Annotated in this window: 23 protein-coding genes, 1 tRNA gene and 1 pseudogene; 12 read left to right on the forward strand and 13 right to left on the reverse strand. The window is 70.3% G+C overall.

Annotated features, from left to right (window positions below; translation table 11 throughout):
• Positions 1-214: 214 nt before the first annotated feature.
• Entirely contained in the window at positions 215-1,036 is an 822-nt protein-coding gene (locus tag FL311_RS22040; RefSeq protein ID WP_141327628.1) for a molecular chaperone DjiA, read from the reverse strand.
• Positions 1,037-1,091: 55 nt separating this feature from the next.
• Between FL311_RS22040 and folD the strand changes: the two genes are divergently transcribed.
• Together folD and FL311_RS22050 are read left to right on the forward strand one after the other, a co-directional pair.
• A complete protein-coding gene (gene folD / locus FL311_RS22045) occupies positions 1,092-1,955 on the forward strand; it encodes a bifunctional methylenetetrahydrofolate dehydrogenase/methenyltetrahydrofolate cyclohydrolase FolD (protein ID WP_141327629.1) in 864 nt (287 codons plus the stop codon).
• Positions 1,956-2,273: 318 nt separating this feature from the next.
• Positions 2,274-3,389, forward strand: coding sequence for a triacylglycerol lipase (locus FL311_RS22050; RefSeq protein ID WP_141327630.1), 1,116 nt, complete (start codon positions 2,274-2,276; stop codon positions 3,387-3,389).
• A 22-nt stretch (positions 3,390-3,411) separates the two neighbouring features.
• On the opposite strand, the gene FL311_RS22055 is transcribed toward FL311_RS22050, so the two are convergent.
• From FL311_RS22055 to FL311_RS22065, 3 genes are all read right to left on the reverse strand, one after another.
• Positions 3,412-4,047: a TIGR02265 family protein gene (locus FL311_RS22055; RefSeq protein WP_228556997.1), complete on the reverse strand. Its 636-nt coding sequence runs from the start codon at positions 4,045-4,047 to the stop codon at positions 3,412-3,414.
• Positions 4,048-4,078: 31 nt separating this feature from the next.
• The gene (locus FL311_RS22060; protein WP_046713278.1) at positions 4,079-4,699 is read right to left on the reverse strand and encodes a TIGR02265 family protein; all 621 of its coding nucleotides are present in this window, start codon (positions 4,697-4,699) and stop codon (positions 4,079-4,081) included.
• Between the two features lie 406 nt (positions 4,700-5,105).
• Positions 5,106-6,314: an OmpA family protein gene (locus FL311_RS22065; RefSeq protein WP_194869311.1), complete on the reverse strand. Its 1,209-nt coding sequence runs from the start codon at positions 6,312-6,314 to the stop codon at positions 5,106-5,108.
• Between the two features lie 270 nt (positions 6,315-6,584).
• Between FL311_RS22065 and FL311_RS22070 the strand changes: the two genes are divergently transcribed.
• Positions 6,585-7,541, forward strand: a complete 957-nt coding sequence (locus FL311_RS22070) for an ADP-ribosylglycohydrolase family protein (protein WP_141327633.1) — start codon at positions 6,585-6,587, stop codon at positions 7,539-7,541.
• A gap of 494 nt (positions 7,542-8,035) precedes the next feature.
• A complete protein-coding gene (locus FL311_RS22075) occupies positions 8,036-9,481 on the forward strand; it encodes a sensor histidine kinase (protein ID WP_228556998.1) in 1,446 nt (481 codons plus the stop codon).
• Between the two features lie 9 nt (positions 9,482-9,490).
• On the opposite strand, the gene FL311_RS22080 is transcribed toward FL311_RS22075, so the two are convergent.
• The 4 genes from FL311_RS22080 to metF form a co-directional block, all read right to left on the reverse strand.
• Positions 9,491-10,003: a hypothetical protein gene (locus tag FL311_RS22080; RefSeq protein WP_141327635.1), complete on the reverse strand. Its 513-nt coding sequence runs from the start codon at positions 10,001-10,003 to the stop codon at positions 9,491-9,493.
• Positions 10,004-10,177: 174 nt separating this feature from the next.
• Positions 10,178-10,735 carry a hypothetical protein gene (locus tag FL311_RS22085; protein ID WP_141327636.1) on the reverse strand — a complete coding sequence of 186 codons (558 nt, stop codon included), beginning with the start codon at positions 10,733-10,735 and terminating at the stop codon, positions 10,178-10,180.
• A gap of 177 nt (positions 10,736-10,912) precedes the next feature.
• Positions 10,913-11,335, reverse strand: coding sequence for a hypothetical protein (locus FL311_RS22090; protein WP_141327637.1), 423 nt, complete (start codon positions 11,333-11,335; stop codon positions 10,913-10,915).
• Entirely contained in the window at positions 11,332-12,204 is an 873-nt protein-coding gene (gene metF, locus FL311_RS22095) for a methylenetetrahydrofolate reductase [NAD(P)H] (RefSeq protein ID WP_141327638.1), read from the reverse strand. The genes FL311_RS22090 and metF overlap by 4 nt, the downstream gene beginning before the upstream one ends.
• A 95-nt stretch (positions 12,205-12,299) precedes the next feature.
• Here metF and gcvT point away from each other — a divergent pair, with 95 nt between their 5' ends.
• From gcvT to gcvP, 3 genes are all read left to right on the forward strand, one after another.
• Complete coding sequence (gene gcvT / locus FL311_RS22100) at positions 12,300-13,385, forward strand: glycine cleavage system aminomethyltransferase GcvT (RefSeq protein ID WP_141327639.1); 1,086 nt, start codon at positions 12,300-12,302, stop codon at positions 13,383-13,385.
• Positions 13,386-13,414: 29 nt separating this feature from the next.
• A complete protein-coding gene (gcvH, locus tag FL311_RS22105) occupies positions 13,415-13,807 on the forward strand; it encodes a glycine cleavage system protein GcvH (protein WP_141327640.1) in 393 nt (130 codons plus the stop codon).
• 88 nt (positions 13,808-13,895) lie between these two features.
• Entirely contained in the window at positions 13,896-16,805 is a 2,910-nt protein-coding gene (gene gcvP / locus FL311_RS22110) for an aminomethyl-transferring glycine dehydrogenase (RefSeq protein WP_141327641.1), read from the forward strand.
• 66 nt (positions 16,806-16,871) lie between these two features.
• Here gcvP and FL311_RS22115 read toward each other — a convergent pair whose 3' ends face one another.
• From FL311_RS22115 to FL311_RS22125, 3 genes are all read right to left on the reverse strand, one after another.
• Entirely contained in the window at positions 16,872-17,810 is a 939-nt protein-coding gene (locus FL311_RS22115; protein WP_141327642.1) for a cation diffusion facilitator family transporter, read from the reverse strand.
• 63 nt (positions 17,811-17,873) lie between these two features.
• Positions 17,874-19,118: an energy transducer TonB gene (locus tag FL311_RS22120; RefSeq protein ID WP_141327643.1), complete on the reverse strand. Its 1,245-nt coding sequence runs from the start codon at positions 19,116-19,118 to the stop codon at positions 17,874-17,876.
• Between the two features lie 121 nt (positions 19,119-19,239).
• A complete protein-coding gene (locus FL311_RS22125) occupies positions 19,240-21,021 on the reverse strand; it encodes a SpoIID/LytB domain-containing protein (protein ID WP_228556999.1) in 1,782 nt (593 codons plus the stop codon).
• A gap of 120 nt (positions 21,022-21,141) precedes the next feature.
• Here FL311_RS22125 and FL311_RS22130 point away from each other — a divergent pair, with 120 nt between their 5' ends.
• Positions 21,142-22,794, forward strand: coding sequence for a nitrous oxide reductase family maturation protein NosD (locus FL311_RS22130; protein ID WP_141327645.1), 1,653 nt, complete (start codon positions 21,142-21,144; stop codon positions 22,792-22,794).
• A gap of 98 nt (positions 22,795-22,892) precedes the next feature.
• Here FL311_RS22130 and FL311_RS22135 read toward each other — a convergent pair.
• Positions 22,893-22,964 (reverse strand) — tRNA-Cys (locus FL311_RS22135).
• A 160-nt stretch (positions 22,965-23,124) separates the two neighbouring features.
• Between FL311_RS22135 and FL311_RS22140 the strand changes: the two genes are divergently transcribed.
• From FL311_RS22140 to fdxA, 4 genes are all read left to right on the forward strand, one after another.
• A complete protein-coding gene (locus FL311_RS22140) occupies positions 23,125-24,276 on the forward strand; it encodes an acyl-CoA dehydrogenase family protein (RefSeq protein ID WP_141327646.1) in 1,152 nt (383 codons plus the stop codon).
• Between the two features lie 97 nt (positions 24,277-24,373).
• Positions 24,374-24,727: a rhodanese-like domain-containing protein gene (locus FL311_RS22145; RefSeq protein ID WP_141327647.1), complete on the forward strand. Its 354-nt coding sequence runs from the start codon at positions 24,374-24,376 to the stop codon at positions 24,725-24,727.
• A 73-nt stretch (positions 24,728-24,800) separates the two neighbouring features.
• A complete protein-coding gene (gene asd, locus FL311_RS22150) occupies positions 24,801-25,889 on the forward strand; it encodes an aspartate-semialdehyde dehydrogenase (RefSeq protein WP_141327648.1) in 1,089 nt (362 codons plus the stop codon).
• Between the two features lie 108 nt (positions 25,890-25,997).
• A complete protein-coding gene (gene fdxA, locus FL311_RS22155; protein WP_141327649.1) occupies positions 25,998-26,333 on the forward strand; it encodes a ferredoxin FdxA in 336 nt (111 codons plus the stop codon).
• Positions 26,334-26,423: 90 nt separating this feature from the next.
• Here the strand turns inward: fdxA and FL311_RS44165 are convergent.
• A pseudogene (locus tag FL311_RS44165) lies at positions 26,424-26,676 on the reverse strand (hypothetical protein); the annotation flags it as partial.

Consider the following 26,676-nt stretch of genomic DNA (forward strand, 5'->3'; position numbering starts at 1 on the left):
GGGCGGGCGGGGGCGCCTTCTGCTTGCGAGCCTCCTCCGCCGCGCGGGCCTGGGCCTCCTTCTCCTTCTTCTCCTGCTCCTGGAGGCCCTTGATGGCGCTCTTGAAGGGGTTGTTGTGGAAGGCCTCTTCCTTCTTCTTGGGCGGGGGCGGCTTGCGATGCTGGCTCATGGGGGGCTTTCTCTTCGAGTCGCTCGCGCGGGTTGTAACCCAGGGCTACAGGCCGCGCAGGCGTCGGATTTCCTCGTAGGCGTCGCGGACCTCCTGGAAGCGGCGGGCCACCTCGTCGGCGTCCTCGCCCTTCAGGTGGGCATGCTTGTCCGGGTGCAGCTCGGCCGCGAGCCGGCGGAAGGCGCTCTTCACCTCGGAGTCCGTGGCGCCGGAGGACAGCCCGAGCGCCTCGTAGTGGGCCGAGGCGTCCCCCAGGTGCAGCGCGGCGATGGCGCGCTGCTCGTCGGCGGACAGGCCCAGCGCGTCGCCCACGCGGGCGAGCACCTCGCGCTCGGAGCGCTGCAGCGCCCCGTCCACGAGCGACAGCTCGTACAGCGCATCCAGCAGGCGCCGCCGCTCGAGTGACGGCAGGGCCTCCTGGCAGGCGGCCGCGGCGTCGTCCAGGTCGGGCGGCACGGCGATGAAGTCCTTGAGGCGGCCGCGCACGAAGTCGAGCGAGTCCGGGCCGTACTTGAGGACCTCCTCGAAGTAGCGGCGGATCTCCTTCACCTCCTCGCGCCGCACCTCCCCATCGGCGCGGGCCACTTCGACGAAGAGGGCGCACAGGCTGCGGGTGAGGTGGGCGTCGGCCTCCTCCTCCACGGAGCGCGCGTCGAGTGGTGCGTTGGGGGCGCTGAAGCCCGGGTGGGCCAGGGGAGGGAAGTCCGCGAGCGCGTCGGGGGACTCGGCGGGCAGGGCGTTCATCTCGTCGAAGCGGTGGCCGACGACGCCGCCGACGACTCCGAGCAGGATGATGGCCCAGGGGCTGCCGATGAGCAGCCCGACCATGAGACCTATCATCGCCCCCAGCACTTTTCCCGAGCCCATGGCCGCCGTTTACCTCCCTGCTCGCGGGGGAGTCTCTCATAGAGTGGGGTGACCTATGGCCCAGTTGATCGATGGCAAGGCAGTGGCGGCGCGCGTCCGGGCGGAGGTGAAGGCGGAGGTGGACCGCCTCAAGGCGGAGCAGGGCCTGGTCCCCGGGCTCGCGGTGGTGCGGGTAGGGGAGGACCCCGCGTCCAAGACGTACGTCACCGGCAAGAAGAAGGCGGCCGAGGAGGTGGGCTTCCGCTCCTGGGAGCACCACCGCGACTCCACCGTCTCCCAGGACGAGCTGCTCGCGCTGGTGCGTCGCCTCAACGAGGACCCCGCCGTGCACGGCGTCCTGGTGCAGCTGCCCCTGCCCCGGCACATCGACCCGGACGTCATCATCTCCGCGGTGCGGCCGGAGAAGGACGTGGACGGCTTCCACCCCCTCAACGCGGGCAACCTGGTGCTGGGCCGTCCCGCGACGCGCGCGTGCACGCCGCTGGGGGTGATGCGCCTGTTGGAGGAGATCGGCTGCGAGCCCTCCGGCAAGCGCGCGGTGGTGGTGGGGCGCAGCAACATCGTGGGCAAGCCCATGGCGCTGATGCTCCTGCAGCGCAACGCCACCGTCACCCTGTGCCACAGCAAGAGCGACCTGCCCTCCGAGGTGTCCCGCGCGGACATCCTCGTGGTGGCCGCGGGCGTGCGGGAGCTGGTGAAGGGTGAGTGGATCAAACCCGGCGCCGTCGTCATCGACGTGGGGATGAACCGCAAGGAGGAGGACGGCAAGCTGGTGGGGGACGTGGAGTTCCAGGCCGCCGCCGAGCGCGCGTCGTTCATCACCCCCGTGCCCGGGGGCGTGGGGCCCATGACCATCGCCATGCTCATCCGCAACACGCTCGAGGCCGCGGTGCGTGGCGGGGGCCCTTCCTCGGCTTGAACCGTCGGTGGTTGTCCTTTCCTCCCATTGACAGACTCACGGAGTGAACGCCTCCGTGAGTCATCCTGGCGGGCGTGTGTGTGTTTCAGGACGTTGCTGGCGCCAGGGGCCGCGCCGTCGGCGGTTCCCTCGTAGGAAAGACAGACGCTCACCGGCGAGTCCTCCGCCCGGGCCACCTTGGGCCCGTCGTCTCGCGCCGCACCTTGACCGTCGGCGGGTCCCTGCCTGGTTTCATCGGGCCGGACACGAGCCGTGCGGGAAAGGGGGATGCCCGCATGGCGTTGCGCCCGGCGAGTGCCGCGGGCATGGAGTCGCGACATGAGTGTCATTCGAAGCGTGGGCCTGCTGGCCTGTGTCTGGTTCATCGCGGGGCCGCAGACGGCGTGGGCCCAGCGCGCGCAGCGCACGCAACATCCGGTGGTCTTCGCGCATGGCCTTGCCGGGTTCGACAAGCTGCTGGTGCTCGACTACTTCGGGGACGAACTGGGCAGCTTCGTGGGAGACGCCTGTGACGAGCTGCTGGAGCTGACCTGCAATCCCTTCCTGAATCCCGGACAGAAGGCCTTCGCCGCGCAGGTCCTGGCCTTCCACAACTCGGATGTCCGGGGGCTGGACCTGGCGTCCGACATCGAGGGCGTGCTGGCGACGACAGGCGCGGCGCGGGTGAACCTCATCGGTCACTCGCAGGGCGGAATCGACGCGCGCAAGGCGGCGCGGGTGCTCGCCGAGCGGCGGGGACGGCCCGTGGTGGATGTCCTGGTGAGCGTCTCCTCGCCGCATCGGGGCTCGCCCGTGGCGAAGTTCGTGCTGGACCTGAACCCCACCGTGACGGAGCTGGCCAACCTCCTGGCGGCGGTCTACGGGAACATCATCTACGAGGCGGGCAATGACGGCTTCGCGGCCCTCAAGCAGCTCGTCTACGACGACTACGACGCCAATGACGGCGTCATCACCGGCGCGAAGGCGTTCAACCAGAACCACCCCATCGACCCGCGCTATGCGTCCCACTACGCGTCGTTGATGACCGCGCAGGCGGGGTTGGACGTCAGCCCCGTCTTCCTGCTCGTCCAGAAGACCGTCTATGACATCGATGGGGATGGGTACTGCGTGGACGACTGCGACAATGACGGCGCCGCCGGGCAGGGCGACGGCATCCGCGACGAGCGCGATGACGATGGCGTCGTCGGCATCAACTCGCAGCAGATGGGCCCGCGGCTGCGCTACACCGAGTCCCTGCTGGGCCTGGGCTCCGTCACCGTGGATGCGTCCCTCGGCCCCGTCACGGACCTGAACGCGCCGGGGCCCGCGCAGATGACGTCCCTGTCCAGCGTCATCGACCAGGACCACCTGGATGTCGTGGGCTTCGGACCGGACCTCTTCAGCGAGCGCTCGTTCTACGCGGCCATCATCCAATACATCAGCCAGAACGAGTGACCGCCGCCGTGCGCGTGGCGCCTCACTCCCACGCCAACGCGTAATCACAGTCGAGCAGGTCCAGCTCGCGGCCCTCGATGCGCACGTGTCGCGCGCCGAGGGCCTCGAGCGCCGCCCTCAGCACGCCGTGGTGATACGGCGGCGGCATGAAGTCCCCACGCACGTGCAGGCAGCCCTCGCGCTCGCTGCTCCATGACACGGTCCGCTTCCCGTAGCTGACGGACGCCGCGTAACCCCACGGCATGTTGTCCACCAGCCTCCGGGGTGAGCCATTGGCCACGCTCAAGAGCGTGCGGCCCACCGCGGACTCCAGGAAGTCCTTCGTGGCCTTCTCGCCCAGGGTCTTCATCGCCGCGTCGAAGCCCCCCAGCCGGGGCGCGAGCAACCCCGCCGCGCAGTACGTCAGCCGCAGGAAGTCATTGACGGGGTAGAGGAAGAACGGGACGAACCTGCGCTCCTTCGAGGCCCGCGCGCAGCGCTCCCGTGTCGCCTCGCCGGCGATGGCGCGCACCACGTCCAGCGTGCCCAGGAAGAACATGCCCCGCGTCTTGTCCTGGGCGGTGGCCGAGGCCAGCCTCCGCGCGAGCTGCGTGAGCGGATCCACCACCCTGCCGGGCTCGGAGCCCGCCTGCGCCGCCTCTTCCGATTGCGTGCTCACGTCCATGTCCCGGATGAGCTTGCGTCGCTTCCTACGCCCAGGACACGACGTACTCGCAATCCAGCAGGCTCAGCGGTCGTCCACGCACCCGCGCCACCCGCGTGCCCACCGCCTGCAACACCGCCAGCAACACCCCCTCATGGTAGGTGTGCGGCATGAAGTCCCTGAACACGTTGATGCAGCCCTCCTGGTGGCCCTTCCACGTCACATGGCGCTCGCCGTACGTGACGGCCGTGCGGTAGCCCGACGGCAGGTTGTTCACGAGCCGACGCGGATCTCCCGCCGCCAGCATCAGGAAGCTGCGCCCCACCACCGAGTCCAGGAAGTCATGGGTGGCCTGCGCGCCGATGATGCGCATCGCCGTCTCGAAGCCTCCCAACCTTGGCGCCAGGATCTCCGCCGCCGCGAAGGACATCCGCAGGAACGCGCTGACGGGGTAGAGGAAGAACGGCACGAAGCGCCGCTCCCCGGACGCCGCCAGACATCGCGCCGCCTGCGTCTCACCCGCCTCGCGCCGCACCACGTCCAGCACGCCCAGGAAGAACATGCCGCGCGCGCGGTCCTCGCTCGCGGCCAGCCCCAGCCGGCGCTCCAGCTCACAGCCAGGGTCCAGGACCTCCCTCTCCCGGCTCCGGAACGCAATCACAGTCATGGACTCCCCCCGTCATGGAACTCGCACCCCGCGCCTCTTCGCGCCCGGGCTGCCTCCCCTTGAAAGTGAGGCAAACCGCGTAGCCTGGAAAGCCCGCCTGGCTGCGACGCGAGTCGGTGTGCGCTGTCCTTGTGGGGACAGTTGAGGGCGCCTCCAGACGGAGCGCGAGGGCGCGACGCGTGGGGACGGCCTTGGCGCGAGGTGACGGCCAATGCACAGCGCGCGCTGCGGGCCGGGGGCGTTCTGGCGTTTTCTGGTCGTTCCTCGAGGACCACGCCTGGAGGAAACGGGGACCGACGGGGCGTGTCGCATGGAAAAGGCATCCAGGGCGGACGCCGCGATGCGACAAGCCCCCCGCGCGAGGGCTCGCGCGAGGGGCCTGGGTACCCAGGGAGGGGAGGGCGCTTCAGCGGCTCAGGACCTGGACCTCGATGCGGCGGTTCATGTCGCGACCCTGCGCCGTGTCGTTGGACGCCACCGGCTGCCCGGAGCCCACGGCGGCCACGTCCAAGCGGTTGGCGGAGATGCCGTCCGCGACGAGCGCCGAGCGCACCGCCTCCGCGCGCTGCTGGGCCAGCTGCCGGTTCACGTTCGCGTCGCCGGTGGAGTCGGTGTGCCCCTCGATGCGCACGCGCGCGTTGGGCTTCTCGCGCAGCACGGAGGCCAGCTGCCCCACGCTCGCGTCGCTCTGCGGCGTCAGGCGCGCGGAGCCCTCCTCGAAGCCCACGCCGGCGAGCACGAAGCTCTTCGCGCCCCCCTCGATGGCCTGGCGCATCGTCTGCGCGTCCCGGGCGATGGTGGGCGTGCTCATGCCCGCGGTGCCCGCGCCGCCCACGCCGGTGTCCGTCTGCTGGCGCGGCGCCGGCTGGGTGACGCTGGCCTGCTGCCGGCGGGGCTCGTCGCGCCGCGAGCGGGTGAGGAACCACCCGGCCAGGAGCGCGAGCAGCGCCACCGGGATGACCCAGCCCAGGTTGCGCTTCTTGGGCTCGTCATGGTGCACGGGCACCCGCTCGATGGGCTGCTGCCGGCGCACCGTCTCCACCGTGGGGATGGAGCGCGCCTCCTGGACCTCCTCGACGACGCGGGGCCCCGCGCCGCCCAGGCCCAGGATGCTGCCCAGGCCCGCGGGCATCGCCGCCGCGAGCAGGGAGCGCTGGCCGCCCAACAGCTGCGACAGGCCGGAGGCGCTCATGCGGTTGTCGCGCACGTGCTTGCCGATGACCCCCATCACCATGGGCGCTACCATGGCCATCATCCCCGTGGCGGACTTGCTGTTGCTCAAGCCGCCCGTGCGGCCCAGCGCGCTGGTGACAGCCCCCAGCTTGTCGCCGAACAGGCCGCTGAGCATGCCCTGTCCGCGCTCGGCCATGTCCGGCGCGAAGGGGTCCTCGTTGCCCGCGTTGGGCCCCGTGAAGCCGCCTTCGTTGAGCTGGGACAGGAGCCGCTGCGCGCCGCCCTCGGTGGAGCCCCGCTCCGCCACGCTCCCGCCAATCGCGGCGATGGCGCCCGGCAGGGCCCGGCCCAGCGACATCGGGTCCTCACCCAGCGAGGCCCCCATCTTCTGCATCACGTTGCCCGTGAAACGCTCACGCACCATGTCGATGAGGTTGAACATGTGATTTCTCCTCCGCTTCGTTCGGCACCAGTCGCCCCGGTGCGGGGAGTCGCTCTCGGACGGCATGGAGCCCCGGGCTCCGGTGCGAACGACTCTTCAGGGAACGAAGGTGTTGAGCGCGTCGCCAGGGCACATCGCCCCGCTGTCGCGCTCGGGCGCGGAGGCCGCCGCCCGTCCGGCCGCATGCGTCCGGCCAGCAGGCCGACGGGGCTTGACGTCCGGAGGGCTGGGCGGGAGCGTCGCCTCCTGCCGGTTCGAGGGAGGACGAGCGTGCCATCGCGTGAGGAGCGGCTGGAGGGAGGGCTCTGGGGGTTGCTCGTGGGAGATGCCCTGGGGGTGCCCTATGAGTTCCACGCCCCGGAGGCGATTCCCCCGGCGCGGGACATCGAGCTGGAGCCGCCCGGGGGCTTCCACCGCGCGCACCCGGGCGTGCCGGCGGGGACCTGGTCGGACGACGGCGCTCACGCGCTGTGCCTGCTGGACTCGTTGCTCTTCAAGGGCCGCCTGGACCTGGAGGACCTGGGCCGGCGGCTGGTGAACTGGCGCGAGTGGGGCTACCTGGCCGTGGACGGACAGGTCTTCGACGTGGGCATCCAGACGGACCGCGCCCTGGCGATGTTCCGCGCTGGCGCCCCCGCCACGAGCGCCGGCCCCGCGGGCGTCCAGGACAACGGCAACGGCTCCTTGATGCGCGTGCTGCCGCTGGCCCTGTGGCACCGGGGCAGTGACGCCGAGCTCGCCTCGGACGCGATGCACCAGTCCCTGGTGACCCATGGGCACATGCGCGCTCGCGTGTGCTGCGCCGTCTACTGTCTTTGGGCCCGCCGCGCGTTGGAGGGCGCCTCGCGTCCCTGGGACGCGGCCGTGTCGGGCTTCCGCGCGCTGTACCCACAGGGCGGCGAGGCCCGCGAGGAACTCGACGGCGCCATCCTCCCGCTCGGCGCCGAGGACACGCCGGGCCGCGGCACCGGCTACGTGGTGGACTGCCTGCGCTCGGCGCGCGACTGCGTGGCCACGGGCCCTGACTTTGAAGGCGTGGTCCGGAGCGCCATCCGCCTGGGCCATGACACCGACACCACGGCCGCGGTGGCCGGCGGCATCGCGGGCGTGCTCGGGGGCGCGCGGGCGATTCCTTCGCGCTGGCGCTCGGCCATGCGGGGCACGGAGCTGGTGGCGCCGCTGCTGCGCAAGCTGCTGGCGCACCATGCGAACCCCACGGCGGAGTGAAACCACGGGCTCCACTCCGCCCACCCCCCCGGGGGCGGAGCGGAGCCCTGAACCAACGCCAGCCGTCGGCGGGACCTCGGGCCCGGGTTGGAATCGTCCTTCCGACTCCGACCGGCTTCGAGCCGGGTCCTTACGCCAGCACCACGCGCGGATGATATGACCCGGGTGACTTCCTGCAACTCGATTCAAATCGGGATTGTGGGGATGTGTGGACGTCTGGCTTTGGAATTGTACCTGGGTACAATGCCTGTCATTGCAGCCAGGGCGTCCGATGGTCCTGGAGCACGACGCGGATGTTGTCGGCGCCACAACCAGCCTAAGCGGAAATAACTGTATTGCTGGATAGGTGCGTCGCGTTAAGATGGCGCGGATCCTGAGGGGCCAGTACGGCCGGGGTGAGCCTGAGGATGGCGACCAATCTTGAAGTGGAATCGCTCGTGGGCCGGGCGACGTCGGCTCATGCGGGCAAGCGGGAGTCCCGCTCGAGTCCCACCGTGCCGACGACGGAGTCCGGGCGGCTGGCCTCGCTGTCGTCCGATGGGGCGATGGCGGCGCGTGTGCGAGCGGTGGTGGCGGAGTACCTGGCCGCGGTGCGGGCCCGCGCGGACCGGCTGTGCCTGGGGCTGATGGTGGGCCAGTGGCTCTTCGCGCTCGGCCTCGCGTGGGTGACGTCCATGCCCTCCTGGGGGCCGGAGCCGCACCTGTCGCCCCAGCCCTTCTGGGGGGCGGTGTTGTTGGGCGGGCCCCTGTCCATCATCCCGGTGACGCTGGCGTTCCTGCGGCCGGGCGCGGTGGTGACTCGGCAGGTGATGGCGGTGTCGCAGGTGCTGTGGTCCGTGCTGCTCGTGCACCTGTCGGGTGGGCGGCTGGAGACGTACTTCCATGTCTTCGGCTCGCTGGCGCTCTTGAGCTTCTACCGGGACACCCGCGTGCTGGTGACGGCGGGGGTGACGGCGGTGGCGGTGCACGTGGCGCGCAGCATCGGCTGGCCGGAGCCTGGGGCGGCGTTCGCGGGCGGGCCGACGTGGGGCGCGCTGGAGCTGACGTTCTGGGTGGGGCTGGTGGATGCGGTGCTGGTGCTCGCGTGTCAGGGTGTGCTGCGCGAGATGACGCGCGTCGCGGAGCGGCAGGTGTTGTTGGAGCGGGCGTGTGAGCGCGAGCGGCAGGAGCGCGTGCGCCTGGTGGAGAACAGCGGCCGGGAGCTGCGCGACTCGCGGGAGCGGGTGGCCCGGATGGAGAAGCTCGCGACGGTGGGGCAGCTCACCGCGACGGTGAGCCACGAGCTGCGAAACCCCCTGGCCGCGGCGCGCACGGCGAACGCGGCGGTGGTGCGGCGGCTGCGCAACGTGGGCGGCGCGCAGGAGGACGAGCGGCTCCAGCGCTTCCTGGGCATCATCGAGCGGGAGCTGTCCATCTGCGCCAGCCTCACGTCGGAGATGCTGGAGCTGGTGCGTGACAGGCCGCTGGTGCTCCAGCCGTGCTCGCTGCACGGGCTGGTGGAGGAGGTCATCGACCTGGTGCCCGCGCGCGAGGCCGTGCACGTGGTCAACCACGTGTCCGTGGGCCTGGAGCCGCCCTGGGTGGACCGGGAGCTGTTGCGCAAGGTGCTCATCAACCTGGTGCAGAACGCGGTGGAGGCCATGCCGCGAGGCCGCGAGGGCAGGGTGGAGGTCTCCGCGGAGATGGCCACCGGGCGCGCCTTCCACATCCGCGTGGCCGACAATGGTGATGGGATTCCGGCCAGTGTGTTGGAGCGCATCTTCGAGCCGCTCTTCACCACCAAGGAGCACGGCACCGGCCTGGGCCTGACGGTGGTGTCCTCCACCCTCCGGCAGCACGGCGGCACGCTCCGGGTGGAGAGCCGCGAGGGGGAGGGCAGCGTCTTCACGGTCAGCCTGCCCGGGACGCAGGCTGCGAGCAGCGTCGCCTGTCCGTCGTGACGGCCCGGCTCAGAACAGCCGGGTGAGGCGCAGCGTCGTCGGGCCCGACAGCGAGTGGAGGCCCGAGTACAGGCACGGCGCCAGGTCCATGGGGGAGAGCGCGTGGGTCATCACCACCGCGTCGCCCTGGAAGCGGCCCTCCGTCACCATGCCGACGGACACGTGGGCGCGCGTCCCGTCGATGTTGTGGATGCCCGCGCCCTGCACGGAGAACGTGGACGTGGAGCCGTCGTCCCACGTCACGGTGGCCTGGAGGGGCCCCAGGTTGGACGCGCAGCTCGTGGTGTGCCGGGCCAGCGCCACCAGCCTGCCGGAGGTGACGAGTGGATCACTCGAGGTGCATTGCTGGTAGGTCGTCTCGTTCGAGTAGATGACGTCCCGGTTCGACAGGCGCAGGCCCGGGTCCCACGCCTGATAGGCGGAGCCGGTGCACGTCAGGTCCGTCATGCCCACCTGCGCCCGGGCGGGCGGGGTGAAGAGGACGAGCGGGGCCAGGAGGACGGGGAGGAGTTTCGAGGGCATGGGGCGGCTCCGTGGAAACGGACGGCTCGGGGTGAGCCGTCCGTGCCTCGCTCGCCAGTGGCGGTGCGGGGACGCCGGATGAGTGGTGCCCCTGGGGGAGCGTCACCAGTCCGCCTTTCGGTCCCATGCGCCTGTCGGGAATCGGCCGCGCGGAAGGTCGCGCGGTCCCCCGCGTCACGGCTGGGGCAGGGGCAGCGGCGTCGGCAGCGACGGCGTGTTGATGATGAGGGCCGTCCTGCCCTGCAGCGCCCGCAGGCCCATGGGCGTCAGACATGCCAGGAAGTCCCGGGCGGCGAACGCGTTGGTGAGGGACACCAGGCCGCCTTCGAACTGACCCGACGTCACCCGGCCGAGCGAGGTGAAGATCTGCAGGTTGCCCACGACGTTCACGCCGATGCCCAGCAGCGAGACGGTGGATTCGCTCCCGTCGCTCCACTCGATGACCGCCTCGACCCGCTCGATATTGGCCAGGCAGCTGTTGTTGAACGTCGCGTCGACGCGGATCCTCCCGGAGGTGATGCCGGTGGACGCCGACGTGCACTCGGTGAAGTCCGTGTCGTTCGTGTAGCGCACGTCCGCGGGCAGCACCTTCAACCCCGGCGTCCACGTCTGCTTCACGGTCCCCTTGCAGGTGATGTCCGTGAGCTGGACCTGGGCGGAGGCGGGGGCGGCGTGCAGCAGGACGGCGGCGAGCAGCGCGGGAAGGATGGACAGCAGATGACGCGGCGACATGACGGCTCCGTGAGGACTGGGCTGGACGGTGCATCCGGTCCAGCACCCCGGGCCGACACGCTGGATGGGCCGGTCATCGGGGCTCCGAATGAGTGCTGCCCCACCCGGTCCCCATCACCCGGACCACGGGTGCCGGATGACTGTCGGCTCCTCCGTGCCCCTTGCGCGCGCCGTCCGTCAGCTCCGGAACGCCTCACGCACGCCCTCGCGGCGCAGCGTGAAGAGCATCCAGATGGCCACCGGCACGCCGACGACACACGCGGGCGACAGGATGTAGAGCGCCGTGATTCCGCCCACCGTGGCCAGCCCGTAGCCCTTGAGGTTCATCGCGCTCATCGCGCCCCACGCGGAGAGCACGCCGCACAGGATGCCCACCACCAGCATCAGCGCCAGCGACCCGCTCAGCTCCAGCGTCGTCGCGGGCGCGCCCGCCGGCACCAGCGGCGACGTCACGTGCATCGCGGCCAGCACGAAGCCCGCCAGGTTGAAGAAGACGTTCAGCACCCCGGTGCACAGCAGGAAGAAGGCCGGGGCCCGGATGATCTCCACGACCTTGTAGCGGGGATCATCGGGGGGGAGGTGGAGACCAGGACCGCTCATAGATGGGCTCGAAGGGCGCTCACGATCATCCGCGTCGCCGGGGACTTGTTGAGCGTGTAGAAGTGGATGCCGGGCACGCCGCGCGACAGCAGCTCCATGCACTGCACCGTCGCGTGCGCCACGCCCAGCTGCACCAGCGCCTCCGGCTGGTCCTTCACCCGCTCCAGCTGGAGCCCCAGGCGCATGGGCACCGTGGCTCCGCACATGCGCGTGAAGCGCTGCACCTGCTCGTAGTTGGTGATGGGCATGATGCCGGGGACGATGGGGATGTTGATGCCCGCGCGGCGGGCCCGCTCCACGAAGTCGAAGTAGAACGCGTTGTCGAAGAAGAGCTGCGTCACGACGAAGTCCAGCCCCGCGTCGACCTTCGCCTTCAGATGACGCAGGTCGTCGTCACGGGAGGCCGTCTCCACGTGGCCCTCCGGATAGCACGCGCCCCCCAGGCAGAAGTTGAAATCCTCTTCTCGGATGAATCGCACCAGCTCCGACGCATAGGAGAAGCCGCCCTCGGTGGGCTGGAAGGTCGCCTGGCCCTGGGGCGGGTCCCCGCGCAGCACCAGCACGTTGTCCAGCTTCGCGTCGGCCAGGCGCTGGAGCACGTCCCGCAGCTCCTCCCGGGTGTGCCCCACGCACGTCAGGTGGGCCATCGCCTCGATGCCCGTCTGCTGCTTGATGCGGCTGACCAGCTCCAGCGTCCTGTCGCGGGTGCTGCCGCCAGCGCCGTACGTGACGGACACGAACCCCGGCTCCAGGGGCGCCAGGTCCTCCAGCGTCCGGAGCAGGTTGGCCACCCCCTCGTCCGTCTTCGGGGGGAAGAACTCGAAGGAGAAGCAAGGGTTGGACGGATTCAACCGATTACGAATCTTCATGTCGGACCCAGTGTAGACGTTCCGCGTCGGCCTTGATCGGCGAAGGTGCGCGGCTATAGTCCGCGCCGTTTTCATCCCCCCTTCAGGAGAAGCCGATGACCCGGCGTACGCCGCTCAACGAGGCCCACCGCGCGCTGGGCGCTCGGATGGTCGACTTCGCGGGCTGGGACATGCCCGTGCAGTATTCCTCTGTCATCGCCGAGCACGAGGCGGTGCGCAACGCCGTAGGCCTCTTCGACGTGTCGCACATGGGAGAGGTGGAGTTCAAAGGCCCGGGCGCGCTGGAGACGGTCAACGGCCTCATCTCCAATGACCTCGCCCGCATCGCGGACGGCCAGGCGGTCTATGCGGGCCTGCTCAATGAGCAGGGAGGCTTCGTCGACGACGTCGTCGCCTACCGCTTCAGCCCCGAGCGCATCCTCATCTGCGTCAACGCGAGCAACCGCGAGAAGGACTTCGCGTGGATGAAGGAGCGCGCGCGCGGCGTCACCCCCGTGGACCGGGGCGACGAGTACGCGCAGATCGCCGTGCAGGGCCCCAAGGCGGTGGGCCTGGTGCAGCGGCTGACGAAGACGGACGTGTCCAAGGTGGGCACCTACCGCTTCGCCGAGGGCGAGGTCGCTGGCAAGCCCGCCATCATCTCCCGCACCGGCTACACGGGCGAGGACGGCTTCGAGCTGTACTGCGCCCCCGGTGACGCGGCGGCCCTGTGGAGCGCGCTGCTCACGGAAGGGCAGCAGGACGGCGTCAAGCCCTGCGGCCTGGGCGCGCGCGACAGCCTGCGCACGGAGATGAAGTACGCGCTCTACGGCAACGACATCGACGATGCCCACACCGCGCTGGAGGCGGGCCTGGGGTGGATCGTCAAGCTGGACAAGGCGGGCGGCTTCATCGGCAAGGACGCGCTGGTGGCCCAGAAGGCCGCGGGCGTGAAGCGCAAGCTGGTGGGCTTCGAGCTGACCGGCGCCGGCATCCCCCGCCACGGCTACCCCATCAAGAAGGACGGCACCCTGGTGGGCGAGACCACCAGCGGCACCATGGGCCCCACGGTGAAGAAGCCCATCGGCATCGGCTACGTCCCCACGGAGCTGGCCGCCGAGGGCTCCACGTTCGACGTGGAGATCCGCGGCCGCGCCGTGCCCGCCGTCGTCGTCAAGACGCCCTTCCTCAAGAAGTCCTGAACCCTTCAGCCCCTCTCCAGGAGCACCCCATGTCCGACGCGAACATCCCCGGCGACCTGAAGTACACCGCAGAGCACGAGTGGGCCCGCATCGAGGGCAACAAGGTGGTGGTCGGCATCACCCACCACGCCCAGCAGACCCTCGGCGACGTGGTCTACGTGGAGCTGCCCAAGACCGGCGCCAAGGTGGCCAAGGGTGAGCCCTTCGGCACCGTCGAGTCCGTGAAGGCCGTCTCCGAGCTGTTCAGCCCCCTGTCCGGCACCATCACCAAGGTGAACGAGGAGCTCGTCGGCAGCCCCGAGACGCTCAACGAGGACCCCTACGGGGACGGGTGGATCATCGAGCTCGAACTCTCGGACAGCAACCAGCTGGGCGAGCTGCTGGACGCCGCCGCCTACGCCGAGCTGCTCAAGAACGCCTGAGAGGGAAACGCCGAGCGGCCGTTGTTAGTGACGGTCCTCGAATTTTCCGACTCGGATGTCTTCGAGTCGCCAGCGAGTCACCACCGCCATGTCCCTGAACTGGAAGTACCAGGAGTCGTTCGCCGGCCGGCACATCGGTCCGGATGAGCAGGAGCTGAAGCAGATGCTGTCCGCGCTGGGCGTGGACTCGCTCGAGGCCTTCATCGACCAGACCGTGCCCCCGGCCATCCGCTCCAAGGAGCCGCTGCGGCTGGGGCAGGCGCGCGGAGAGCACGACCTGCTCGCGCAGCTGGAGACCCTCGCCGCGAAGAACCAGGTGTTCCGGTCCTACATCGGCATGGGCTACCACGACACGCACACGCCCAACGTCATCCTGCGCAACATCTTCCAGAACCCGGGCTGGTACACGCAGTACACGCCCTATCAGGCGGAGATCGCCCAGGGCCGGCTGGAGGCGCTGCTCAACTTCCAGACGCTGGTGATGGACCTGACGGGGCTGGAGGTCGCCAACGCGTCGCTGCTCGACGAGGGCACCGCCGCCGCCGAGGCCATGTCGCTGGCCCTGCACGTCAAGGGCGAGGACGCGGGCGTCGCGTTCTTCATCTCCGAGGCGTGCCACCCGCAGACGGTGGACGTGGTGCGCACCCGCGCCGAGCCGCTGGGCGTCGAAATCGTCGTGGGTGACCACCGCACGGTGGACCTGTCGGCGAAGAAGTACGTGGGCGCGCTGGTGCAGTACCCGGCCACGGACGGCGCGGTGGTGGACTACCGCGCGTTCGGGGAGAAGGTGCACGCCGCGGGCGGCCTGCTCATCGTCGCCGCGGACCTGCTCAGCCTCACGCTGCTGACGCCGCCGGGCGAGTTCGGCGCGGACGTGGCGGTGGGCAGCGCGCAGCGCTTCGGCGTGCCCATGGGGTACGGCGGTCCGCACGCGGGCTACTTCGCGACGAAGAACGCGTACACCCGCGTGATGCCGGGCCGGCTCATCGGCGTGTCCGAGGACGCGCAGGGCCGGCGCGCGCTGCGCATGGCGCTGCAGACGCGCGAGCAGCACATCCGCCGCGAGAAGGCGACGAGCAACATCTGCACCGCGCAGGTGCTGCTGGCCGTCATCGCCAGCATGTACGCCGTCTACCACGGGCCCAAGGGGCTCAAGGCCATCGCCGAGCGCGTGCACGGGCTGACGGTGGTGCTGGCGCGGGGCCTGGCGAAGCTGGGCCTGAAGACGCGGCACGAGCAGTACTTCGACACGCTGTGCGTGGAGCTGACGGCGCCGCAGGTGCGCGCGGTGCTGGCGGCGGCCGAGTCGGCGCGGATGAACTTCCGCCGCATCGACGAGAAGACGCTGGGCGTGGCGCTGGACGAGACGACGCGCCCCTCCGACGTGGAGGCCATCCTCACCGCCTTCGCCACCGGCGCGGGCAAGGCCTCGCAGGTGCCGTCGCTGGACGACGTGGGCGCCAACGTGGAGAGCTCCATCTCTCCGGAGCTGCGCCGCCAGAGCGAGTTCCTCACGCACGGCGTCTTCAACAGCTACCACTCCGAGACGGAGATGCTGCGCTACATCCGGCGGCTCGAGGCCAAGGACCTGTCCTTGACGCACTCGATGATTCCGCTGGGCAGCTGCACCATGAAGCTCAACGCCACCGCGGAGATGATTCCCGTGACGTGGCCGCAGTTCGGCCGGCTGCACCCGTTCGCGCCCACCTCGCAGGCGGCCGGCTACAAGGTCATCTTCGAGCAGCTGGAGCAGATGCTCTCCGCCATCACCGGCTTCGCGGGCTGCTCGCTGCAGCCCAACGCCGGCAGCCAGGGCGAGTACGCGGGCCTGCTGGTCATCCGCGCGTACCACCAGGGCCGGGGCCAGGGGCACCGCGACGTGTGCCTCATCCCGTCCTCCGCGCACGGCACCAACCCGGCCTCCGCCGTGATGGCCGGCTACAAGGTCGTCGTCACCAGGTGCGATGAGAACGGCAACATCGACGTGGCGGACCTGCGAGCCCGCGCCGAGGAGCACAAGGACAAGCTGGCGGCGCTGATGGTGACGTACCCGTCCACGCACGGCGTGTTCGAGGAGGAGATCAAGGAGATCTGCTCCATCATCCACGAGCGCGGCGGCCAGGTTTACATGGACGGCGCCAACCTCAACGCACAGGTGGGGCTCACCGCGCCGGGCCTGGTGGGCGCGGACGTCTGCCACATCAACCTGCACAAGACGTTCTGCATCCCGCACGGCGGCGGCGGCCCGGGCATGGGGCCCATCTGCGTGGCCAGCCACCTGGTGAAGCACCTGCCGGGGCACCCGGTCATCCAGACGGGCGGCTCGGACGGCATCGGCGCCATCTCCGCGGCTCCGTGGGGCAGCGCGAGCATCCTGCTCATCTCCTGGGTCTACATCTCGATGATGGGCGGCGAGGGCCTCACCCGCGCCACGAAGCTGGCCATCCTCAACGCCAACTACATCGCCGAGCGGCTCCAGCCGCACTTCCCGGTGCTGTACCGCGGCAAGCGGGGCAGGGTGGCGCACGAGTGCATCGTCGACCTGCGCCCGCTGAAGAAGACCTCCGGCGTCGAGGTGGAGGACGTGGCCAAGCGGTTGATGGACTACGGCTTCCACGCGCCGACGGTGTCCTTCCCCGTGGCCGGCACGCTGATGATCGAACCGACGGAGAGCGAGTCCCGCGCGGAGCTGGACCGCTTCTGCGACGCGATGATCGCCATCCGCCAGGAGATTCGCGACGTGGAGGAGGGGCGCATGCCCAAGGACAACAACGTCCTGAAGAACGCGCCCCACACCGCTCGCGTCATCACCGGGCCGGAGTGGAACCGTCCGTACTCGCGCGAGCTCGCCGTGTTCCCGGCGGCGTGGGTGCGCGAGAACAAGTTCTGGCCGTCCGTGGGCCGCCTCAACAACGTGCTCGGGGACCGCAAGCTCGTGTGCTCGTGCCCGCCCATCGAGGACTACATGACGCCGGAGCCCAAGCCCGCCGTCGCCTGACGCGGGCCCTCGGGGACTGAGTGACACCGAAGGGCCGTCTCCCTCTGCGGGAGGCGGCCCTTGTCGTTAGTGGGACTCGGTGGCCGGGGCCCGCGAGTGCGCCGAGGCACCGTCGTGCTCGGGCTCCACGTGCACCACCACGTCCACCACCTGGGGATACGCGGTGTGCAGCGTGCGCTCCACGCGGTCCGCCACCTCGTGGGCCTGGGCGGTGGTGAGGTTCGGGTCGACTTCAATCTTCAGGTCGACGTAGACGCTCTCCTCCATGCCCCGGCTGCGCACGTCGCGGCAGCTGCGCACGCCCGCAACGCCCATGGTGTGCTGCGCCACCTGCGCGGGGTCCAACCGCGCCGTGTCGGAGAGGATGCCCACCGCCTGCCGGACGATGCCGTAGGCCACCCACGCGACGAAGACCATGACGCCCAGCGCGATGAGGCCGTCCGCCTTCGGGTAGCCCAGCGCCACCAGCCCCAGCGACGCGAGCACCGCCAGCGAGACGTAGACGTCGGACATCGTGTGGCTCGCGTCCGCCATCAACAGGCTGCTCTGGTACTTGCGCCCGTAGTGGCTCTCCACGCGCGTCACCGTGACGTTGACCACGAGCGTCAGCCCCATCACCACCGCCATGGCGGGCGTCACCTGCGCGTGCACGTCATGCAGGAGCGAGTCGAGCGCCATGCGCCCCAACTCCAACATGCCGATGCCAATCATCGCGCCGATGCCCAGCGACGCGAGCGCCTCGAACTTGCCATGTCCGTAGGGATGGTCCGCGTCCGCGGGCCGCGAGGCCACGCCCATGGCGACCAGCCCCAGCACGTTCGAGCCGCCGTCGATGAAGGAGTGCAGGCCGTCGGCTGTCACCGCGGCGGACTGGCTCAGCAGGCCGAAGACGAGCTTCGCGCCCGCCACCACCCAGTTGGCCGCGAGGATGGCGAGCAGCACCGTGCGGATGCGCTGACTGCGTTGCTGGAGCGCGGCGCTCCTGTCGGCGAGGGTCGTGTCCACGGCGCGGCACCGTAACCAGAACCGCGCTCGGGCGCGAGGACCTGCCGCGTGTTCCGCGCGACGTCAGTTGGGCTGACGGAACAACCGCATGCGGGGCCCACCGCCCATCTCCAGGAAGAACCCGAAGGAGAAGCGCACGCGGGAGTCGTCACCCAACAGGCCTGGCGGCGGGTTGGGGAAGGGCTGCGCGCGCTGGAACGAGGACACCGCCTCCATGTCCAGGAAGTCCAGGCCGCTGCTCTTCTCCACCTGGATGTCGGTGATGCGGCCCTTCTCGTCGAGGGTGATCTCCAACATCGTGTGCCGGTCCCGGCCGGAGTACGTGCGGCCCGTCGGGTCCCTGCGGCGCAGCGACTCGTTCGGGTTCCAGTGCATGCCCACGCTCTGCTTCACGCGGTTGAAGAAGCTGGCGTACTTCCACTCGCGCGAGTTGAGCAGGGTGCCGTCGCCCTCCTCCACGTCCTTCAGGTGGTCATTGGGCGCGGCGCCCAGCACCTTGTCCATCGCCGCGCGCGACGGCATCAGCGCGGCGACTCCCGGCGAGCCGACGCGCCCCGCGGAGCCTTCTTCCTCTGCGCCCGTGCCGGGCTGGATGCGCAGCCGCTTCGAGTTGCCCGTCAGCTCGTCGCTCTCGGTCTGGTTGTTCACCGCGACGCCCCCCGGCGAGGTGGGGTCCGACTTCACCTTCACCTCGTTCTTCTTGTGGATGTCGGGAACCTCGAACGCGAACTTCTGCCCGCCCTCGGCCAGGGGCCGGTCGTCATTGCCCAGGCCGTTGTTGCCGGCGATGCGCGGCGCCGTGGGCTCCACGTCCGCGCCGTCCTGCTTCTGGGGCGCGGTGCGCTGGGGCATGGCGTTGCGGTAGAAGGGCGTCTGCTCGCGGGCCCGCGTCTCCTTGTCGACGCGGTTGTTGTGCTCGGCCAGGTACTTGGCGTCCGGGGCCTCCTGCTCGTTGCCCGGCGCCAGGTCCACCACCTGTCCCTGGGGGCGCGTCTCCGGCTTCTTCTCCTCGGGCTTCTTCTCCTCGACGCGCGGCCGGCTGGACAGGTTGGGCTGCGTCTTGGTGTTCGCCTGGCCCCGGTTCTTCGCCCACTGGGATTCCGTCATCGGCCGGACGGCCACGGAGGTGGGCGGACGGGTGACGGCCTTGCGCTCACGGGGCGTCACCGGGAGTGTCCCGGTGAACAGGACGACGGCCAGGTAGCCGCCGTGCACCAGCAGCGCGAGCACCACCGCGGCGACCACGCGCCACGGTGAGCCTCGCCGCCGCTTGCGGCGCCAGTCTGTGGGAGAAGAACCCGTGCTCACGGCGCGATGATAAACCTCCGGGCCCGCTGCCTAGTCCCGTCCCGTTCGCGGCAGAACAGGTGGACGGGGAGGGACATTCGCGAAACGTGCACGGTTCCCCGCGCGCGCCCCTTTTTCGAACTCAGTAGATGGGGGCGACTTCAGCACCATTGAAGTAGTGGCGGAGGATGTCCTGGTAGCGATGTCCGGCCTCGGCCCGGCCGATGGCGCCAGTCTGACACATCCCTACTCCGTGGCCCCAGCCGCCGCCACGGAAAAGCCAGTGGGTGGGCCGGCCCTCGGCGTCCCGCTCGGCGTCCACCAGGGCCATGCTGCTGTTGAGCATCCCGAAGAGCCTGCGGATGTTCAGCTCCCCACGCACCTGCGTGGCCCCCTTGTCCCCGGACAGCGTCAGCACCCGCGCCCGGCCGGACACGCCCCGCTCGGTCAGCTCCATCGCCTGCACACGGCCCACGCCCAGCCGGGCCACCAGCGCGTCCACCTGGGCCGCCGTGAAGCGCTTCTCCCAGCGGAACTTGCTCGGCTGCGCGAAGCTGGAGAGCCGGCAGGCGGCGCCGACCTCCGACGTGGCCAGCCACGCGGACAGCCGGGACGGGGAGGGGCCCGAGGCCACCGGCACGAGGATGTCCGGACGTCCCCGGAGACTCGGGTCCGGAGGGCCGCCCCAGACGATGTCGTTGTCCTCCGTGTGGCCGCCGCACACCGCGCTGTAGACGGAGTCCACCAGCCGGCCCTCCGCGCTGAAGAGCGCCTCGCCCCGCGTGGCCTCCACCGCGGCGGTGGTGCTGGCCGCCTCGCCCGTGCGTCCCCGGTACACCGCGCAGTGCTGCTCCGAGCAGAGCAGGTACGGGTCCGCCAGGTGCTTGATGCCCACCTTCGCGAGCACCTCGCCGCGCGCGGTGACGGCCTGGGCCTTGAGCGCCTCCGAGTGGGCGCGCGCGAAGATCTCCGCCGGCACCAGGCCCTTGAGCAGGTCCTCCAGGGGCACCACGTTGACCACCGCGAGCAGGCCCGCGCGGTCCACGGCGAACTGGAGCGAGCCCCGGAACGTGCGGTCCTCGAAGCCGTGGAAGTCGTAGCCCACGCCGAACTCCACCTGTCGCACGTCGAAGCCCGCGCCGTCCGGCGTCTCCGTGTCCAGCCGGTCCTGTGCCAGCCCCACCACCGCGCCGGACTCGTCGCGCACCTCGAGGATGCCGCGCCCCGGCGTCTTCGCCTCCTCGAACAGCGTCGTGCGCACGCCGAACGTGCGCAACAGCTCCGCCTGTCGCGCCGCCGCCTCCTCGGGCGTGAGCGTCTCGTCGACGAGCAGCAGCGTGCGCCGGTTGTCGATGACCTTGCCCGCGATGCCGTACACCGCGCCCAGCACGTGCGTGCGCACCGCGAGGCCTCGCGCCTTCCACTCCTCCTGCGCCGCGGTCAGGCCCTCCTTGTCCGCGAAGCGGTGCTCGCTCAGCTGCACCCGCGCGGACAGCACCGCGGCCTCCGCCTGCGTCACGCGCACCGTCCACCGCGTGCCCGCCGCCGCGTCCAGCACCTTGTCCTCCGGCCCGCCGAAGCGCATCCGCATCCGCCCCCGGGGAGAGAACGTCGCCTCGCGCCGGCCCTCCATGAGGCGGATGGGCAGCCGGGGCTCTCCGCCTCGGAAGTCCAGGCGCTTGAGCTCTCCCGGACCGGGGATGCCCTGCGACAGCGCGTCCGGGAGCGGCGCGGGAGCAGGGGGCTCCTCGCCCGCGTCCGCGGCCCCTGCGTCCACGGGCGGCGGCGTGCCCGCGTCGACGGGCACCTCCTGGCGCTCGTCCGCTCGCCCGTCCACCGGGGAGGTGGGCCGGGATGGCGGCTTGGGGCTCGCGCAGGTGGCGAGCAGCAGGGCGGAGAGCAGGAGCGGGACGGCGGTGCGCACGGGGGGCGACACCGTACCCGTCAGTCCAGGGCGTGTCACGGACCGGACGCCCGTGAGCCCGTCCGGGTCCACTTGTCCTGTGGCGAATAGAACGCGGCGCGTCTCGCGTTGGTCCTGCTCATGCGAATTTCCAAAGGCAACTTCCTGAAGCTGAAGACTCCCGTGGCCGCCGTGGCCACCAGCCTGCTCATGCTCGGTACGACCGCTCACGCAGCGGGCCTGGATGCCTTCGTTCCCACGCCGAACCTCCCCGGCGTCTCCACGACGCGCGCGCCCGCGTCGCAGCCCACGACGGGCAGCCTGCCGGCCATCGGCGTGCAGCCCGTGGCGGGGACTCCCGTGGAGGCGCTGCCGGACCATGCGGACCACGCCGTCATCGCCACGCCCTCGCCGCAGCCGGGCATCCAGGCGAACGGGCTCGCGCCCGCCTCCGCGGCCGCGCAGTCCTTCACCCGCGAGTGGGTGGTGAGCCCCTCGGGCGACGACAACGGGGACGGCAGCGCCGCGCAGCCGCTGAAGACCATCACCAGGGCCGTGAGCCTCGCGGGCCCCGGTGAGGTCATCCGCGTGCAGGCCGGCACCTACGCCGAGCGCGTCATCATCGGCGCCAACGCGAAGCCGGGCACCGAGGGCGCGAAGATCACGCTGCAGGGCGAGGGCAGCCCGCGCATCATCCCGGGCCCCGGCAGCGGCGGCATGGTGCAGGTGCGCCAGCCGCACTGGGTCATCGACGGGTTCGAGCTGGACGTGCAGCGCCAGCCCATCTTCGGTGTCACCTTCGAGGGCGACGTCACCGGCTCCATGCTGGTGAACTCCCACCTGCACCACGGTGGCGGCGGCGCGGCCGTGACGACCTTCAACAAGGCCACGGGCGCCATCATCGAGAACAATCACATCCACGACTTCCTGAAGACGACGGGCAACCAGGACTCGCACGGCGTCGTCGTGCAGCCCACGTCCAAGGACATCACCGTCCGCAACAACGACATCCACTCGAACTCGGGCGACTCCGTGCAGTGCCTGGGGCCGGAGGGCTTCAGCTCGCTGCCGCCCGCGGATGGCCTCGTCGTGGAGAACAACCACTTCTACGCCAACCGTGAGAACGCGGTGGACATCAAGACCTGCTACGGCGTGGTCATCCGCAACAACCGCATGCACCAGTTCCGCCCCTCGAGCACCGCGAAGGGGGACGTCGTCGTCATCCACTACTCCGCGAGCAACGTGCTGGTGGAGGACAATGAAATCTACGACGGCGCCAAGGGCATCTCCGTGGGCGGCAACCACGAGGGCCCCGTGCCCTCCGGCATCGTCGTGCGCCGCAACCGCGTGCACGGCATCTCCAACGCCAACGGCGGCGAGGGCACCGGCATCCGCCTGGAGAACTCCCAGGGCACCGTGGTGGTGAACAACACCGTCACCGGCACGACGACCGGCCTCATCATCGGCCACGGCACCGGCGGCCCCACCCAGTCCGCGGTGGTGCAGAACAACATCCTGGATGGCTCCGTCGCCGTGGACCTGGGCGGTCAGGCGCCGGGCCTGAAGCTGGGCAACAACCTCTTCGCGGCCAGCGGCCAGTTCAAGAGCCAGGGCGCCATGGTGGGGACCGAGCAGTTCCTCGCCACCACCGGGGACGCGTCGTCCTCCAGCGGCTCCGCCGACCTGGGCGAGGCCTTCGGTCCCGGCCCCCAGGCCGTGGACCGGGGCGTCGACGTGGGCCTCCCGTTCTGCGGCGGCGCCCCCGACATCGGCGCCGTCGAGATGGGCTGCTGACCCGTCCGACGGCCTGCTCGGCGGGGGAGGGCGCACCTGACGCCCGGAAATGAAAAGGCCCGATGCGGAGCGACTCTCCGCATCGGGCCTTTTCTATGAGGCGCCACCCGGATTCGAACCGGGGAATGAAGGTTTTGCAGACCTTTGCCTTACCACTTGGCTATGGCGCCAACGGCTTGGGGCCGGGTTTATACGCAGCCAGCCACCACCCGGTCAAGGAATCAACGGAACCGGCCCCCGGGTCCTGACGTGACGGTACGATTCGCGCGGAAACGGTGATGTCCGCCTCGGGCGGACGTCGCGTGCTCGAGACGACCGAGGAGTCGCGTGATGCTGCATGGGCATGGGGTGTTCCAGGAGGAGCACGAGGCCTTTCGCCGGACGGTGAGGGCGGTGGTGGAGAAGGAGATCCTCCCTCACGTGGCGCGCTGGGAGGAGGCGGAGGAGTTCCCCCGGGAGCTCTTCGCGCGCTTCGGCGAGCTGGGTTTCCTGGGCCTGAAGTACCCGGAGGCGTACGGCGGCACGGACGCCGGCGTGCTCTACGAGGCGGTGCTCCTGGAGGAGCTGGGCCGCTGTGGCTCGGGTGGGGTGTCCGCGGGCCTGGGTGCCCAGTTCACCATCTCCACCGGACCGCTGCACCTGTTCGGCACGGACGAGCAGAAGCGCCGGTGGCTCGCCCCCGCGATTCGCGGCGAGAAGATCGGCGCGCTCGGAATCACGGAGCCGGACGCCGGCTCGGACGTCGCGGGGCTGCGCACCACCGCGCGCCGTGACGGGGCGCACTACGTCGTCAACGGCTCCAAGACGTACATCACCAACGGCGTGCGCGCGGACTTCATCGTCCTGGCCGTGAAGACGGACCCCTCCAGGGGCCACAAGGGCCTGTCCATGCTGGTGGTGGAGAAGGACACGCCTGGCTTCACGGTGAGCCGCAAGCTCAAGAAGCTGGGCTGGCGCGCCTCGGACACCGCCGAGCTGTTCTTCGAGGACTGCCGGATCCCCGTGGAGAACCTGCTGGGGGTGGAGGACCAGGGCTTCTCGCAGATCATGGGCAACTTCCAGTGGGAGCGCCTGTCGCTCGCGCTGGGCGCGGTGGGCGCCATGGAGGACATGCTGGAGCGCGTCGTCGAGCACGTGAAGTCGCGCCGCGCCTTCGGCCAGTCGCTCAGCCAGATGCAGGTGGTGCGGCACAAGCTGGCGGACCTGTTCACCGCCCGCGAGTGCGCGCGCCAGCTCACCTACCACGCGCTCCGGCTGCACGCGGCGGGGGAGTGGGCCGTGGCCCAGACGTCCATGGCCAAGAAGGTGGCCACCGAGACGGCGTGCCGCGTCGCGGACGAGTGCCTCCAGCTCCACGGCGGCGCCGGCTACATGATGGAGTACGACATCCAGCGTCACTGGCGCGACGCCCGCCTGGGGCCCATCGGCGGTGGCGCCAGCGAGGTGATGAACGAAATCATCGCCAAGCAGCTCGGCCTGTAGGCCGTCCGGGACATGGGGGAGGGGCAGGCGACCAGGCGGGACGGAAGAGGCCCCGGGGGCCCCGGGTTGAGCCTGGAGAGCCCCCGCGGAGGTGTTGGTGGAGCCCACCATCCTGTGTACCGAGCTGTACCTGCGCCTGGGAGATGACGAGCTGCTCGTCATCGACTGCCGGGCCCCCTTCGACTGGGAGCACCACGATCTGCACATCCCCGGTGCCCTGAGGATGTTGCCCACGGAAGTGGCCCGGGACCACCGGATGCTGCCCGACGACGAGCTCATCGTCCTCTGTGGCGGCGCGCCGGACGGCTCGGATGTGCGCCGCGTCTGTCGCCTGCTGCGCATGCACGGGCGGGAGGCCGTCTGCCTCGACGGAGGCCTCCCCGCCTGGATTCGCGGGGGCTATCCCACCGAGCGTCACGCCCGTGCCCAGGTGGCGGGTCTGCATCGCTAGGTTTCTCCTGGGTGCGGTGCGTCGTCAAAGGGTGTATGGAGCGGCGGACTTCCTCCCTTGGAGAACCGTTCCCATGGCCAAGCTTCGTGCCGCCCTCATCGGCGCCACCGGACTCGCGGGTCAGCAGTTCATCGCCGCCCTCAGGAACCACCCGTTCATCGAGCTGACCGGCCTGGCCGCGTCGCCTCGCTCGGCGGGCAAATCCTATGGGGACGCCCTGCGCACGGCCAACGGCATGACGGCGTGGTTCGTCTCCGAGCCGCTCTCGCCTGAAATCGCCCGCATGCAGGTGGTCAGCGGCGACACGCTCCAGGCCCAGGACTACGACCTGGTCTTCTCCGCCGTGGAGGCGGACGTCGCGCGTGAGCTGGAGCCCCGGCTGGCCCGGGACATCCCCGTCTTCTCCGCCGCGAGCGCCTTCCGCTACGAGGACGACGTCCCGCTGCTCATCCCGCCCGTCAACGCCGCGCACGCGCCGCTCGTGCGCGAGCAGCAGCGCCGCCGCGGCTGGAAGGGCTTCATCGTCCCCAGCCCCAACTGCACGACGACGGGCCTGGCCGTGACGCTCGCGCCGCTCGTCGAGCGCTTCGGCGTGAAGGCCGTGCTGATGACCAGCCTGCAGGCCATGTCCGGCGCCGGCCGCTCGCCGGGCGTCATCGGCATGGACATCCTCGACAACGTCATCCCCTACATCCCCAAGGAGGAGCACAAGGTCGAGGTGGAGACGAAGAAGATCCTCGGCGCGTTGGGCGCGGACGGCTCCGCCCTCACGCCCCACGACCTCCGGGTCTCCTGCACCTGCACCCGCGTGGCCGTGATGGAGGGCCACACCGAGTCCGTCTTCGTCTCGCTGGGCACCAAGGCCACGGTGGCTGAAGTCACCCAGGCGATGCGCGAGTGGCGCGGCGCCGAAGTGGCCCGTGACCTGCCGTCCTCGCCGCCCCGGTGGATCGAGGTGCTGGACGACCCGTTCCGTCCTCAGCCCCGGTTGGACCGGGAGACCCACGGAGGCATGGCCACCACCGTTGGCCGCGTGCGCGAGGATGGTGTCCTGGAGAACGGCTTCAAGTACGTGCTCGTCTCCCACAATACGAAGATGGGAGCGGCGCGTGGGTCCATCCTGGTGGCCGAGCAGCTGCGGGCCCAGGGGTTGCTCGGCTGACACCGCCGCGCGTCGGACCGATGGCACAAATTCAGGGTGCCATCCCTGTAGCGAACCATTAGTCTGCGCGCCCACGGACGCGCTGAAGATTTCTAGAGGAGAGCTTTCATGGCCTACGTCGTCGCGGACCCTTGCATCAAGTGCAAGTACACAGACTGTGTCGAGGTCTGCCCGGTCAATTGTTTCTACGAGGGTGCGAACTTCCTGGTCATCCACCCGGACGAGTGCATCGACTGTGGCGCGTGCGAGCCCGTGTGCCCCACCAAGGCCATCTTCCCGGAGACCGAGCTCCCCGCGAAGTGGAAGGACTACAAGGCGCTGAACGCGGACTTCTCGTCCAAGTGGCCCAACATCGCGGAGAAGAAGGCGTCCCTCCCCGAGGCCGAGGAGTACAAGGACAAGGAGGACAAGCGCTCCCTCCTGAGTGACGCGCCCGGCAAGTAGTCCGCTGGCGCCTGTCGCGCCCGTGAGTCTCGAGAAGGCCCTCCCGCTTGTTTCCGGCGCGAGGGCCTTCGCCATTGCGGGGCGCCTCATTCAGCCCGCGCTCAGCGAGCGCAGTCGGAGGCCACGTGCCTCCAGGGCCTCGCGCAGTCGGGTGAGCTCCGTGTCGGGGACCGGCCCCTGGTGTCCCTGGATGCGCAGCGAGACTTCACGGGGCCCCGTCCGCTCCACCTCCACCGTGGCGTGCAGGCTGCCGCGGACGCTGAGGCTCAACGCGGGGCGCTGTGACTTCACGAGGACCTCGATGCGCTCGATGACCTCCAGGGTCGACTCGACGCGGCTGGGT

The organism is Myxococcus sp. AB025B (assembly GCF_006518215.1).
Classification (GTDB): Bacteria; Myxococcota; Myxococcia; order Myxococcales; family Myxococcaceae; genus Myxococcus; species Myxococcus fulvus.